Annotated in this window: 11 protein-coding genes; 4 read left to right on the plus strand and 7 right to left on the minus strand. The window is 54.5% G+C overall.

Annotated elements, in window-relative coordinates; translation table 11 throughout:
• Positions 1-3: 3 nt before the first annotated feature.
• From F4Y39_12420 to F4Y39_12435, 4 genes are read right to left on the minus strand one after another with little or no spacing between them, the layout of a single operon-like run.
• Entirely contained in the window at positions 4-963 is a 960-nt protein-coding gene (locus tag F4Y39_12420; protein ID MYC14524.1) for a ferrochelatase, read from the minus strand.
• The gene (gene hemE / locus F4Y39_12425) at positions 917-1,957 is read right to left on the minus strand and encodes a uroporphyrinogen decarboxylase (GenBank protein ID MYC14525.1); all 1,041 of its coding nucleotides are present in this window, start codon (positions 1,955-1,957) and stop codon (positions 917-919) included. The genes F4Y39_12420 and hemE overlap by 47 nt, the downstream gene beginning before the upstream one ends.
• On the minus strand, positions 1,950-2,195 hold the full coding sequence (locus F4Y39_12430; GenBank protein MYC14526.1) for a hypothetical protein: 246 nt from the start codon (positions 2,193-2,195) through the stop codon (positions 1,950-1,952). The genes hemE and F4Y39_12430 overlap by 8 nt, the downstream gene beginning before the upstream one ends.
• A gap of 9 nt (positions 2,196-2,204) precedes the next feature.
• Positions 2,205-3,539 (minus strand): glutamine synthetase, encoded by a 1,335-nt coding sequence (locus F4Y39_12435; protein ID MYC14527.1) that lies wholly within the window; start codon positions 3,537-3,539, stop codon positions 2,205-2,207.
• Positions 3,540-3,814: 275 nt separating this feature from the next.
• Here F4Y39_12435 and F4Y39_12440 point away from each other — a divergent pair, with 275 nt between their 5' ends.
• The 4 genes from F4Y39_12440 (at position 3,815) to F4Y39_12455 (ending at position 11,406) form a co-directional block, all read left to right on the plus strand.
• A complete protein-coding gene (locus F4Y39_12440) occupies positions 3,815-5,596 on the plus strand; it encodes a T9SS type A sorting domain-containing protein (GenBank protein ID MYC14528.1) in 1,782 nt (593 codons plus the stop codon).
• A 29-nt stretch (positions 5,597-5,625) separates the two neighbouring features.
• Positions 5,626-7,467: a T9SS type A sorting domain-containing protein gene (locus F4Y39_12445; GenBank protein MYC14529.1), complete on the plus strand. Its 1,842-nt coding sequence runs from the start codon at positions 5,626-5,628 to the stop codon at positions 7,465-7,467.
• 29 nt (positions 7,468-7,496) lie between these two features.
• Complete coding sequence (locus tag F4Y39_12450) at positions 7,497-9,332, plus strand: T9SS type A sorting domain-containing protein (protein MYC14530.1); 1,836 nt, start codon at positions 7,497-7,499, stop codon at positions 9,330-9,332.
• A gap of 232 nt (positions 9,333-9,564) precedes the next feature.
• Complete coding sequence (locus tag F4Y39_12455; GenBank protein ID MYC14531.1) at positions 9,565-11,406, plus strand: T9SS type A sorting domain-containing protein; 1,842 nt, start codon at positions 9,565-9,567, stop codon at positions 11,404-11,406.
• Between the two features lie 86 nt (positions 11,407-11,492).
• Here F4Y39_12455 and F4Y39_12460 read toward each other — a convergent pair whose 3' ends face one another.
• The 3 genes from F4Y39_12460 to F4Y39_12470 all read right to left on the minus strand — a co-directional run bounded on the left by F4Y39_12460 (position 11,493) and on the right by F4Y39_12470 (position 13,570).
• Positions 11,493-11,999, minus strand: coding sequence for a hypothetical protein (locus F4Y39_12460; protein ID MYC14532.1), 507 nt, complete (start codon positions 11,997-11,999; stop codon positions 11,493-11,495).
• Between the two features lie 119 nt (positions 12,000-12,118).
• The gene (locus F4Y39_12465; protein MYC14533.1) at positions 12,119-12,958 is read right to left on the minus strand and encodes an RNA polymerase sigma factor RpoD/SigA; all 840 of its coding nucleotides are present in this window, start codon (positions 12,956-12,958) and stop codon (positions 12,119-12,121) included.
• Between the two features lie 45 nt (positions 12,959-13,003).
• Positions 13,004-13,570, minus strand: coding sequence for a PTS sugar transporter subunit IIA (locus F4Y39_12470; GenBank protein MYC14534.1), 567 nt, complete (start codon positions 13,568-13,570; stop codon positions 13,004-13,006).
• Between the last annotated feature and the right edge of the window lie 95 nt (positions 13,571-13,665).

The following is a 13,665-nucleotide window of genomic DNA, read 5'->3' on the forward strand; positions in this document are numbered from 1 at the left end:
CTTTTAAATCACCTCTTCCACCGCATCGGCAATCGCCTCGATAAACACGGGATCGCTATTCATCATCTCTGTGCGTTCCAGACGCATCCCGCATCTTTGTGCAATCTCCTGGCAACCGATATCAATATCGTAAAGCACCTCCACGTGATCGCACACAAAACCAATAGGCGAGACCAGAACATCGCGATAATTGCCAGAAGCCAGAGCGGGAATCACATCCTCAATCTGCGGACCCAACCATGGCTCGCCCGTATGTGCGGCGCTCTGATATGAAAACATCCAATCCACCGGACCCAATCGATCCACAATCGCCTGAGCATTGCGCTTTAATTCATCGTCATAGGGATCGCCCATCTTCAGCAACCGGGCCGGCAAACTATGCGCCGAAAAAACCACCTTTGCCTTCCGCCTCGCATCCTCCGGAAACCTCTCCAACCCCGCCCGTACCTTTGCCGCCTGCGCCTCAATCAACCGGGGCTGATCGCACCACGAATTGACATAGGCAAACTCAATATCACTCCCCACCTCTTTTAATGCATCCTCAACCTTCTGCTGATAGAGCCAGGTACTCATCCGCGAATAATGCGGCGCCATCACAATGCCCACAGCCTTTTCAACACCATCCCCCTGCATCTTCGCCACCGCCTCCACGATCCGCGGCTTCCAGTGACGCATCCCCGTATATGCCTTCACATCCCGCCCGCGTTTCTTCAACACCGCCTCGACATGCCCTGCCTGCTCAAACGTGCGTTCATTCAGCGGCGACCTGCCACCGATCTGCGCGTAGCGACTGCGAAACTCCGCCACAAAATCTGGCGACATCGGCCTCCCACCCCGAATATCGCTCAAATAAGCCGCCATATCATCCAGCGAATCGGGGCTGCCATAAGCCATTAAAAGCACGCCAATTATTTTCTCATCGCGCCGTATATTCATGCACAAAATCAACCAATTTCCGCACATTTTCCACAGGTGTGCGCTGTAAAATCCCATGACCCAAATTAAAAATATGTCCCGGCCTTCCCCTCACCGAATCCAATATGCGCCTCGTCTGCCGCATTATCTCCTCAAAAGGCGCGAACAACACAACGGGATCCAGATTGCCCTGCACACCCACATCATCGCCCAAACGGCGCCACGCCACATCTATATCAATGCGCCAATCAACGCCAATAACATCGCCCCCCGCCTCTTTCAACAACTCGAGAATACCCGCCGTACCCGTGCCAAAATGAATAAGCGGCACATCCACCTCTTCTTTCGCAATCGCAATCGCCTTTTGCGAATGCGGCAACACGTACTCGCGATAATCAGCCGGACTCAACGCCCCGACCCAGCTATCAAACACCTGCAACACCCCGGCACCCGCCCGGGCCTGAGCGATGAGATAATCCCCAATAGCTGTCGCCATCATATCCATCAAACGATGCCATTGCGCTGGCTCGCCGTACATCAACCCCTTGGCAATCTCGTAATTGCGCGACGAACCGCCTTCCACCGCATAACAAACCAGCGTAAAAGGCGCACCTGCAAAACCAATCAACGGAACGCGACCATTGAGTTCTGCGACAGCCATCCGAATGGCATCGCCCACATAAGGCATCGCCTCTTCGGCGGGACTCACGGTCAACGCATCGATATCTGCCACCGTGCGAATCGGATTGTGAATAACCGGACCTTCTCCTTTTACATAATCCAGATCCAAACCCATCGACTCGAGAATCGGCAGCAAATCCTGAAAAATAATCGCAGCATCCACATCATAGGCGTTCACGGGTTGCATCGTAATCGCCGTAGAGATCTCGGGCGTCTTCACCATATCGAGAAAACTATAGCGATCGCGATACGTCCAATAAGCCTTCATATACCGCCCGGCCTGACGCATGAACCAAACAGGCGTCGCATCCACACATTCGCGACGACACGCCTTTAAAAAACGATCTGAACCCTCACGCATCATCCATCCCCTCCAGCACCCGCATCAAATCCTCCAGCGATACAATTTCTTCGCCAGTTCTGAGAGCCTCTGGCGCGGCATCTTCCCCAGCAGTACCAAACACAAACCACTCAAACTCGCGCAAAAACTTCAAACAATGCCACTCACCTGTACGCGCGTAATCTTCGCTACACAACTCCCGTGGAATCGGGCACCCGTCGTAAAGCCCGCGGGGACACGGCCGGCGTTTTTTCCCCATCCTTATACCTCACAAAATTTTAAGATGTTGATCCAATTCGTAACCCGTCACCTGCGCCCTGTAATTGGCCCATTCGATCTTCTTATTCGCAATAAACTTCTCAAAAATGTGATCCCCCAGGGCATTGCGAAGCAAATCGCTACCCTCGGCCAGATCAATAGCCTGTGACAGATCCAGAGGCAGAGTCTTAATACCCGCGTTCTCCCGCTCGGCACTGGACATCTCAGCCACATTTTTTTCCATAGGCGGCGGCACCTCATACTGTTTTTCAACACCCTCTAATCCCGCAGCCAACATAATTGCAAATGCCAGATAGGGATTGCAGGCCGGATCGGGCGACCGGTATTCGATGCGCGTTGTACTCTCCTTATCCAGAGAATAGGCCGGCACGCGCACCAGATCCGATCGGTTAACCACCGACCACGTCGTGTACAAAGGCGCTTCATAACCCGGCACCAACCGCTTATAAGAATTGACCCACTGATTGGTCACCAGCGTTATCTCACACGCGTGTTTGAGCAAACCCGCGATAAAATACCGCGCCGTATCCGACAGATGGTATTCGCCTTCAGCGTCGTAAAACGCGTTAGCCTCTCCCTTAAACAGCGACATATTCGTATGCATACCATTGCCATTGACGCCAAAAATGGGTTTGGGCATAAACGTCGCCCAAACGCCGTGCTTCACGGCAATCTCCTTCACAACCAAACGGTAGGTCATCGCATTGTCCGCCATCGTCAGCGCATCGGTATAAAGCAAATCGATCTCGTGCTGGCTCGGCGCGTCCTCGTGATGGCTGGACGCCACCTCAATCCCCATCTTCTCCAGCGTCAACACCGTATCCCGGCGCAAATCACTCGCCACATCCAGAGACGTCTGATCAAAATATCCACCCTCATCCAAACCCACGAGAGGAACCTCGGGTTTTTCAAAATAGAAAAACTCCATCTCTGGACTGACGTAAAACGCAAAACCCATATCGCCTGCGCGTCTCAAATTTTTTTTCAGCACCCAGCGCGGATCTCCCCGATATGGATTTCCCCCCGGCTGGAGAATATCGCAAAACATACGCGCAACCGTACCGCCTTCTTGCGGACGAAAAGGCAGCACCTGAAAAGTATTGGGATCGGGCATCGCGATCATATCGCTCTCGTCAATGCGCGCAAAACCCTCTACGGACGACCCATCAAAACCGATCCCCTCTGTCAAAGCACCATCGAGTTGCTCAACGGGAATGGCGACACTCTTTAGAAAACCCAAAATATCCGTAAACCAGAGCCTGACAAATTTGACCCCGTGTTCTGACGCGGCATTCAACACGTATTCGCGGCTTCCTTCATTCATAGTTCTGACCTGTATTTTAACTGTGAAACAGCATCGAAATAATAGTCAAACTTACGCTGATTATATTTCCAGCAGGTTTCATAAGTGTTTCGCTAATATTAAAAGCAATGGGATTTATGCAGAGAAAATCTATTTGCTTACCAGGGTATCTTTTATTATGCTGTCTGCGATTCGGTTACAAACGTTTCTTATTGCTCCATAGTTTTAAAAAACAACTCCTCAGAGAGAGGACGCAGCTATAGGGGCTTATTTTTCCAAAAGGGAGGACCATCGTTATGAACCTTCGAACATTACTCACTATTCCCATTGTCGGACTGCTCGTGCTGGCCGGCGTCTTTTCCAATGCGCCTCCTGCCCTGGCAGATTGTCCACCCCCTCCCGGCGTGACGCCTCCTGCGGAACCGAGTGTGACGGCACAACAGGTGGAAGATGGCAGCGCCACCCTGAAGGAATTCGCGCTGGCCCTGAAAAATCATCCGGAGTTTAGCCAAGTATCGGCGAGTTTGCATAGGCTATTGCACCTTGGATGTCTCTTCAGGCAGGAGGGGGGGCCGTACCGTTCCGGTTCCACCTACATCGTGCAACTGACGCCCGACGGCAGGCTATCCGCTCACGCAAAGAACATGTCCTTGTCGGGCCGGCTACTCAACCCCTTGATATATGGAGCGATCCTTCAAGCATTGGGAATCAACCCAGCCGACCTCACCGACCGTGCTGCGGCCCTAGCCGCTTTCGCTGCCGCGGTAGCCGGGGATGGCGGCCCGTTCAATGTGCCCGATATCCCAGGGGCTTCCGGCTATGCCGCCGCAGTTATATCGCCCAGTTTCCAGACCCCGATCGTGCTGCTCGTGGGATTCGATCTCAACGAATCTCACGTAGTTGAAGAAGAGATCGATTACGGCGACCCGACCATTACCGCCAGGGACGTGGTAGATCGAGAAACCCTGAAGGCCTTCGTCACGCAAGCGGGGGAGCGGTATCGCGAAATCTCACAGAGCGGCGATCCAGCCGCTTTCTATAAAGCCAGGATCGCACTTCGGGATGAGAACGGGCCCTGGAGACACGGTTCCGTGTACCTCTATGTCCTGGATCTTACCAGCAACATCATCACGTTTCACGGTGCGTTTCCGGACAGATTCGAGCTTCGACCTCTGATAGCCACTGTCCGAGACGTCGTTACTGGAGAGCTCATTCTGCCTCAGGTCATCGAAGCGGCAAAAAGTAACCCGGAAGGCGGCTTCGTGGAGTATTACTTCGACGATCCCACCGACGACACAGACAGCGCCGACATCCCTAAGGTGGGATACGCACGCGAGTTCAAAGGTGAACTCATTTTAGGTGACCGCGTAGTCCCACTTCACTTCATCATTGGATCGGGTTTTTATGGGCGCGCACCCGATGGTGTCTCGACTGATCCCCGTACAGAAGTGGAAGCCACAGTTATAGGCGACGCCGTCGAGGGATTGACCGTCGAGTTTGCGCGATCCATCGCTGGCCAACAGCCCGACTACGCCTATAGCGCCATCACAGATGCTGCTGGCTATTTATCCCTCACCATCTCCAGCGCGGACGGGGTAAGTGGTTACTATCTCGCCCGTGCCCGCAACGCCGATGGCGAGATCGTCGGTCAGTGGCACAGCATTCCCCTCAACCAGAATCAACGCCAGGTCCTGGAACTGACCCTAAGCGGCGATATGAAGGTCGTACGCGTCGAACCACTAACCGCATCCAAGCCCGTGGTCGTATCCGAGCCCGTGGCAGTATCCGAGACAGTACCAGAAGTTAGTGGTCTGGCACCCAACTTTCCCAACCCATTCAACAGCGCCACCCTGATTACCTACCACCTGTCCAGCCCCGGTCCGGTGCAACTGGTAATCTACAATGTGCTGGGTCAGCCCGTACGCACGCTGGTGGATCAATCCCAGGCCGCAGGCTCCTACCAGATACGGTGGGATGTTCTCGACCAGCGGGGCGTCTCGCTGTCAACGGGGATCTACATCGCACGTCTGAGCTATCCTAACGGGATACAGACGCAACGGTTGCTCTACCTCAAGTAGTGCCAATTTTTTCGAGAAGGAGAACCATTGTGATAAAAGCTCGAACATCACTCACATACATGATTCCTGTTGTCGGACTGCTCGTGCTGGCTGGCGTCTTTTCCAACGCCCTGGCAGATTGTCCACTTCCTCCCGGCGTGACGCCTCCTGCGGAACCGCCTGTGACGGCGCAACAGGTGGAAAACGGCAGTGCTACCCTGAGGGACTTCGCGCTGGCCGCGAGAGATCGATATAGGACCCCGATAAGCACTCTGGAAGGAGCACTATACTTTCAATGTCTCATCAGGCAGGAGGGAAGCCCCTATCGTTCCGGCTCCACCTACCTCATTCAACTGACGCCCGACGGCAGGGTGTACGAACACGCGAAGTCCATGGCATTGTCGGGCAGACTACTCAACCCCTTGATTTATGCAGAGATCCTTTCTGCGCTGGGAGTCGAACCAACTGTGCTGGCCAACCTGGCTTTTCCTGACCCTGATACCGCCGCCCAGGCTTTCGCCGCCGTCATGGCCACATTACAGCAAGAACCGGATGCTCCATTTGATGCGACCACTCCTATACCAGGCTTGCGACCAGGTATCCCAGGTGCTTCCGGCCATGCTGCCATTTTCTTGCTGGAAAATTCCGGCTTCCCGATCGTGTTGCTCGCCGGATTCGATCTCAATGAATCTCACCTGGTTCCCATTAGCGATGAAGCAATCGATTACGGCGACCCGACCGTTACCGCCAGGGACGTGGTAGATCGAGAAACCCTGAAGGCCTTCGTCACGGAAGCAGGCGAGTACTTTATCGCAATCCAGGAGAATGCCACCAGTCCATCCGATATCGCGAAAGCCAGGATCGCCGCGCGCGATCCGAACGGGCCCTGGAGACACGGCCCCGTGTACCTCTACGTCCTGGATCTTACCAGCAACATCGTCCTGTTTCACGGCGCGTTTCCGGACAGATTCGAGTGGCGACCTCTGGTGGCGACCGTCCGAGATGTCGTGACCGGATGGCTCATTCTGCCGCAGGTCATCGAAGCGGCGAAGAGTAGCCCGGAAGGCGGCTTCGTGGAGTATTACTTCGACGATCCCACCGACGACACAGACAGCGCCGACATTCCCAAGGTGGGATACGCACGCGAGTTCACTACTACAGTCGGGAGGACTGATGGAACCGCATTCACACTAAACCTCGTCATTGGATCGGGTTATTATGGGCGCGCCCCCGATGGTGTCTCGACTGAACCCCGTACAGAAGTGGAAGCCACAGTCATAGGCGACGCCGTCGAAGGATTGACCGTCGAGTTTGCGCGATCCATCGCCGGCCAGCCAGCCGACTACGCCCATAGCGCTGTCACAGATGCCAATGGCTCTTTGTCCCTGACCATCTCCAACCCAGATGGGGTCAGTGGTTACTATACAGCCCGCGCCCGCAACGCCGATGGCGAAACCGTCGGCCAATGGCACAGCATCCCCCTCAATCGCAATCAACGCCAGGTCCTGGAACTGACCCTGGGCGGCGGTATGAAGGTCGTACGCGTCGAACCACTAACCGCGTCCAAGCCCGTGGTCGTATCCGAGCCCGTGGCAGTATCCGAGACAGTACCAGAAGTTAGTGGTCTGGCACCCAACTTTCCCAACCCATTCAACAGCGCCACCCTGATTACCTACCACCTGTCCAGCCCCGGTCCGGTGCAACTGGTAATCTACAATGTGCTGGGTCAGCCCGTACGCACGCTGGTGGATCAGTCCCAGGCCGCAGGCTCCTACCAGATCCGGTGGGATGTTCTCGACCAGCGGGGCGTCTCGTTGTCAACGGGGATCTACATCGCACGCCTGAGCTATCCTAACGGGGTGCAGACGCGACGGCTACTCTACCTCAAGTAGCGCCAATTTTCCCGAGAAGGAGAATCATCGTGATAAAAACTCGAACATTACTCACTATTCCTGTTGTCGGACTGCTCGTGCTGGCCGGCGTCTTTTCCAACGCCCTGGCAGATTGTCCACTTCCTCCCGGCGTGACGCCTCCTGCGGACCCGCGTGTGACGGCGCAACAGGTTGAAGACGGCAGCGCGAGCTTGGAGGAATTCGCGCTGGCCGCGAGAGATTTCTTTAGGAGCGAGTCCCGGGGACAACCGACTCTTGAACGAGCGGCATACATCGGATGTCTCACAAGGCAGGACGATGGAATTTGGCGTTCCGGTTCTACGTACATCGTGAGCCTGACGCCCGACGGAAGGGTGTTCATTCACGCGAAGGACATGTCATTGTCGGGCAGGCTGCTCAACCCCGTGATTTATGGAGCGATCCTTTCCGGGCTGGGCGTATCCATGAGCGATCTGGCCAATCTGGTATCTCCTGATCCTGCTGTCGCCGCCCAGGCGTTCGGCGCCGTCATGAGCACATTGATTCAGGAACCGGACGGCGCATTCGATGCGACCACCCCTATTCCAGATCTGTCACCAGGCATACCAGGCGCCTCCGGCTATGCCGGCGTCTACTTCTCACTCGGTTTTCAGAGCCCGATCGTGGTGCTCGCTGGGTTCGATCTCAATGAAACTCACTTGACTGAAGAAGACATCGATTACGGCGACCCGTCCGTTACTGCCAAGGACGTGGTGGACCGCGAAACCTTGAAGGCCTTCGTCACGCAAGCGATGATCTACTTTCGCGCAGCCTACGAAACCGGAGGTATAAGCGCTATCTCGAAGGTCAGGATAGCCTTTCGGGATCCGAACGGGCCCTGGAGACATGGTTCCGTGTACCTCTACATCCTGGATCGTACCAGCAACACAATTCTACTTCACGGCGCGTTTCCGAATAGATTCGAGCTTCAACCTCTGGTTGCGACTGTCCGAGATGTCGTGAGCGGACATCTCGTTCTGCCGCAGGTCATCGAGGCGGCGGCCAGCAGCCCGGAAGGCGGCTTCGTGGAGTATTACTTCGATGACCCCACTGACGACACCGACAGAGCCGACATCCCCAAGGTGGGATACGCACGCGAGTTCACCGGTGAAATCCAAAGGCCAGACGGAAGCGTAGTCCCAACTCACTACGTCATTGGATCGGGTTTTTATGGGCGCGCACCCGACGACGTTGTCTCAACCGATCATCGTACCCAAGTAGAGGCCACAGTCTCAGGCGACGCCATTGAGGGCTTGACCGTCGCGTTTGCGCGATCCATCGCTGGCCAACAGCCCAACTACGCCTATAGCGCTGTCACCGATGCCAATGGCTCTTTGTCCCTCACCATCTCCAGCGCAAATGGCGTGAGTGGGTACTATATGGCCCGTGCCCGCAACGCCGATGGCGAGACCGTCGGCCAGTGGCACAGCATTCCCCTCAATCGCAATCAACGCCAGGTCCTGGAACTGACCCTGGGTGGCGGCATGAAGGTCGTACGCGTCGAACCACTAACCGCGTCCAAGCCCGTGGTCGTATCCGAGCCCGTGGCAGTATCCGAGACAGTACCAGAAGTTAGTGGTCTGGCACCCAACTTTCCCAACCCATTCAACAGCGCCACCCTGATTACCTACCACCTGTCCAGCCCCGGTCCGGTGCAACTGGTAATCTACAATGTGCTGGGTCAGCCCGTACGCACGTTGGTGGATCAATCCCAGGCCGCAGGCTCCTACCAGATCCGGTGGGATGTCCTCGACCAGCGGGGCGTCTCGCTGTCAACGGGGATCTACATCGCACGCCTGAGCTATCCCGGCGGGGTACAGACGCAACGGCTGCTCTACCTCAAGTAGCGCGCCGAACGGTTGGGTAAGACGCGCTATCCGCCCATCTCGCACACAAAGCCAACCAAACCCTCGCCCGGAAGAACCAGGCGAGGGTTTGGTTTTAGTGTAATTGTAGATTATGCAGAACTTGACCTTTTTTTGTAACAGCAATATATTCAAAGGCGATATATAAACCAAAAGTCTATATATCGCTTTTTTTGAAAGTCTTAAATCTAACTCAAAAGGGAGGACCATCGTGATGAAAACTCGAACATTACCCACATACCTGATTCCCATTGTCGGACTGCTCGTGCTGGCTGGCGTCTTTTCCAATGCGCCTCCTGCCCTGGCAGATTGTCCACCCCCTCCCGGCGTGACATCCCCTGTGGCACCGCGTGTGACAGCGCAACAGGTGGAAGACGGCAGCGCTACCCTGAAGGACTTCGCGCTGGCCTCGAGAGATCAATTCGTTATTCAGCTTCAGACGGCTGAGAATCTGGGACAAGTGGTATACTATGGATGTCTCTTCCGGCAAGAGGGGAGCTATTGGTATTCCGGTTCCACCTACCTCGTGGTTCTGAAGGCCGATGGCAGTATTTTGATTCACGCGAAGAACATGGCATTGTCGAGCAGGCGACTCAACCCCCTTATTTATGCAGAGATCCTTTCTTCGCTGGGAGTACCCTCAACCGTTCTGGCCAACCTGGCATCTCCCGATTCTGAAATTGCCGCCCAGGCTAATGCCGAAGTGGTTAATATATTGTCGCAAGAACCGGATGGCGCATTCGATGCGACCACCCCTGTATCAGGCCTGCGACCAGGCATACCGGATGCCTCCGGCTATGCCGCCGCATATTGGTCGGACTTTTTTAGAGGCCCGCTTGTGATGATAGCCGGTTTCGAGCTCAATGAAACTCACGTAGTTGAAGAAGAGATCGATCACATTACCCCGACCGTTACCGCCAGGGACGTGGTAGATCGAGAAACCCTGAAAACCTTCGTCACGGAAGCAGGGGAGTACTGTCTCGAACTTCGGAAAACCGGCAATTTCCCCGGTGGGATCGCCAGGAGCGCACTTCGGGATCCGGACGGGCCCTGGAGACACGGTTCCGTGTACCTCTATGTACTGGATACTACCAGCAACGTAATCCAAATACACGCTGCATTTCCGAACAGATACGAGCTTCGACCTCTGATAGCGACCGTCCGAGACGCGGTCACCGGAAAACTCATACTACCGCAGGTCATCGAAGCGGCGAAAAGTGATCCGGAAGGCGGCTTCGTGGAGTATTACTTTGACGATCCCAATGACGACACCGACAGCGCCGATATCCCCAAGGTGGGATACGCACGCGAGTTCAAAACGAAAACCGAGATAGGTGGAAGGGTAATCCCGTACAACTTCATCATTGGGTCGGGCTTTTATGGGCGTGCACCCGAGGTTGTCGTCCCAACTGAACCTCATACGGTAGTGGACGCCACAGTTATGGGCGACGCCGTCGAGGGATTGACCGTCGAGTTTGCTCGATCCATCGCCGGCAGCCAGCCCGACTACGCCTATAACGCCGTCACCGATGCCAATGGCTCTTTGTCCCTCACCATCTCCAGCGCGGACGGGGTAAGTGGTTACTATCTCGCACGCGCCCGCAACGCCGATGGCGAAACCGTTGGCCAGTGGCACTCCATTCCCCTTAACCAGAACCAACGCCAGATCCTGGAACTGACCCTAAGCGGCGGCATGAAGGTCGTACGCGTCGAACCACTAACCGCGTCCAAGCCCGTGGTCGTATCCGAGCCCGTGGCAGTATCCGAGACAGTACCAGAAGTTAGTGGTCTGGCACCCAACTTTCCCAACCCATTCAACAGCGCCACCCTGATTACCTACCACCTGTCCAGCCCCGGTCCGGTGCAACTGGTAATCTACAATGTGCTGGGTCAGCCCGTACGCACGCTGGTGGATCAATCCCAGGCCGCAGGCTCCTACCAGATACGGTGGGATGTTCTCGACCAGCGGGGCGTCTCGCTGTCAACGGGGATCTACATCGCACGTCTGAGCTATCCCGGCGGGGTGCAAACGCAACGGCTGCTCTACCTCAAGTAGCGCGCCGAACGCACAAAAAAAGCCCGCTGATCATACCGATCAACGGGCTTTGCTTTTTTGCTTATCAGAAGACCGGGCCGTTAGCGTTACTGAACCCGCGCCCATGTATCGACCCATGCCCCCTCATAAGATGCCGTCATCGTATTGCCTTCAAAAACCCACTGCTGCTCATCGTGTGCAATCTCAATTTTATCGCCCTCAACCGTAATCTTGCCCTTCACGCTCTTGGCCTTGGGATAAATCGACATCGGAGCTTCGGCAGAAGAGCGATACCCTTGGCGAACCAGCACATGCCTGGCTCGCGTAATCGCCGATGTAGAAATTTCATACGTACTGGCAGCATAATTAAATCGCCGGGGCGTACCGTCTTTTGTGTCCTCCAGAAGATTGAGCGTAATATGTGCTTTTCGAGAACTGATCGGCTCCCAACAAAGCGACCCTTTTATATGCGGGGCGCGCAACACAGTACCATCTTGCAATTGACGCGTTTGCAAAACCCAGGTACCTGCCAGTTGTGTTTGCATATCTGACAAACGATCACTACACCCCTGCAGCGCGAACGCGGAAAGAAGACATATCATCAGGCGTTTCATCTCAATCTCCCTGCAAGTTATCATCCGAAAAATGAACAACTACAGTATATTTTTCGATTTGCGCGCTGTCAAGCCAAAAAAACGTAAAAAAAAGAGCACCAAAAGGTGCTCTTAAAAAATCAGGTCACTTCCAGCAGTGGCTCAAGCCGCGAGCGACGACGCGGATGGCGCAATCTGCGCAGTGCTTTCTCCTTAATTTGCCGCACGCGCTCTCGGGTCAAATTGAACCGAACGCCGATCTCTTCAAGCGTAAGCGGCTCTTCACCGCCCAGACCAAAATACAGGCGTAAAACCTCGGTCTCCCGGTCATCCAGAGACGTGAGCACATCTTTTACCTGCTCGCGCACTGAATCCTCTACAACTTCCTCATCCGGTGCCTTTTGCGTCTTATCGGGCAACACATGCAGCAAACTGTGGTCATCCTCCTCGCGGAAAGACGCATCCAGAGACCAGACATCGCGCGCGCGCATCAGCGTATCCTGAACCATCTCCACCGACACACCGAGTTCTTTTGCCACAGTTTCGGGTTCGGGTTCGGTCTCGCTTGACTGCCTCAGTTCGCGCGACACCTTTGAAATATTGTGCAACAAATCAATGCGATTAATGGGCAACCGCACAACCCGTGAATCCTGTGCCAGACTCTGGTGAATCGCCTGGCGGATCCACCATACCGCATAAGAAATAAACTTAAAGCCCCGCGTGCCATCAAAGCGCTCGGCAGCCGTCATCAGGCCCATATTGCCCGCGCTGATCAAATCGGCCAGAGGCACCCCGTGATTTTGATATTCGCGCGCCACACTCACCACAAAACGGAGATTGGCCGCAACCAGTTTATCTCTGGATCTCTGACAACCTTTGTGGATCTTCTTTGCCAGTTCAATTTCTTCTGCACTCGAAAGGGGTTCAGACGAGGCAATGTCTCGCAGATACAAATCCAGAGACTCACTATCTTGTATCATAATTCCAGGCAAGGGGAACCTCCTGTAAAAGATGGGGGAGAACCACTATAAAACAGAATGGGGAGCCGACATCTTGCGAATTTGCGCCAGATGTTTCGTCATGAATTGATACATACTCATCGATGTGTCGCAAGCCATCAAACCCGCTCGCACATCTGAATTTTTAAACAACAGAGCCAAATTGCTCAAAACCGATAGATAAGGCACAGGAGCCGCATCGGGTACCGCAACCATGCATATCACGTGAACGGGTTCTGCATCTGGGGGAAAAGCAATACCCGTCTGAGAAATGCCCAACGCCACACCGGGCTGAGCAACCGAGCGGCATCGCGCATGGGGCAGTGCAACACCCCTGCCCAAAACAGTACTCATCTGATCTTCTCGATCCAAAATAGTTTGCAAAAATTTCAGACTATCGACCACCTTCCTGCGCCCATAGAGCCGATCGACCAGTTCTTTGATCGCCCCCAGGCGATCTTGTGATTGCAACTCGGGTACAAGAAGCGAAACGTCAAAATGAAAAACATCGTCTTCAGATAAAATTGTCGTTTGAGTCACCTGGCCCCCACACGCAACAAAATGCAGAATTTGCACCTTCAAACTATAAGACATTTATTAGAAATAGAGAAAAACGCATTAACATCAATAAAAACAAAGGTTAATCTCCAAACACCCCACCAACATCAGAAATCCACGCCATATAACAG

This window comes from Gemmatimonadota bacterium, assembly GCA_009838845.1.
Taxonomy (GTDB): Bacteria; Latescibacterota; UBA2968; order UBA2968; family UBA2968; genus VXRD01.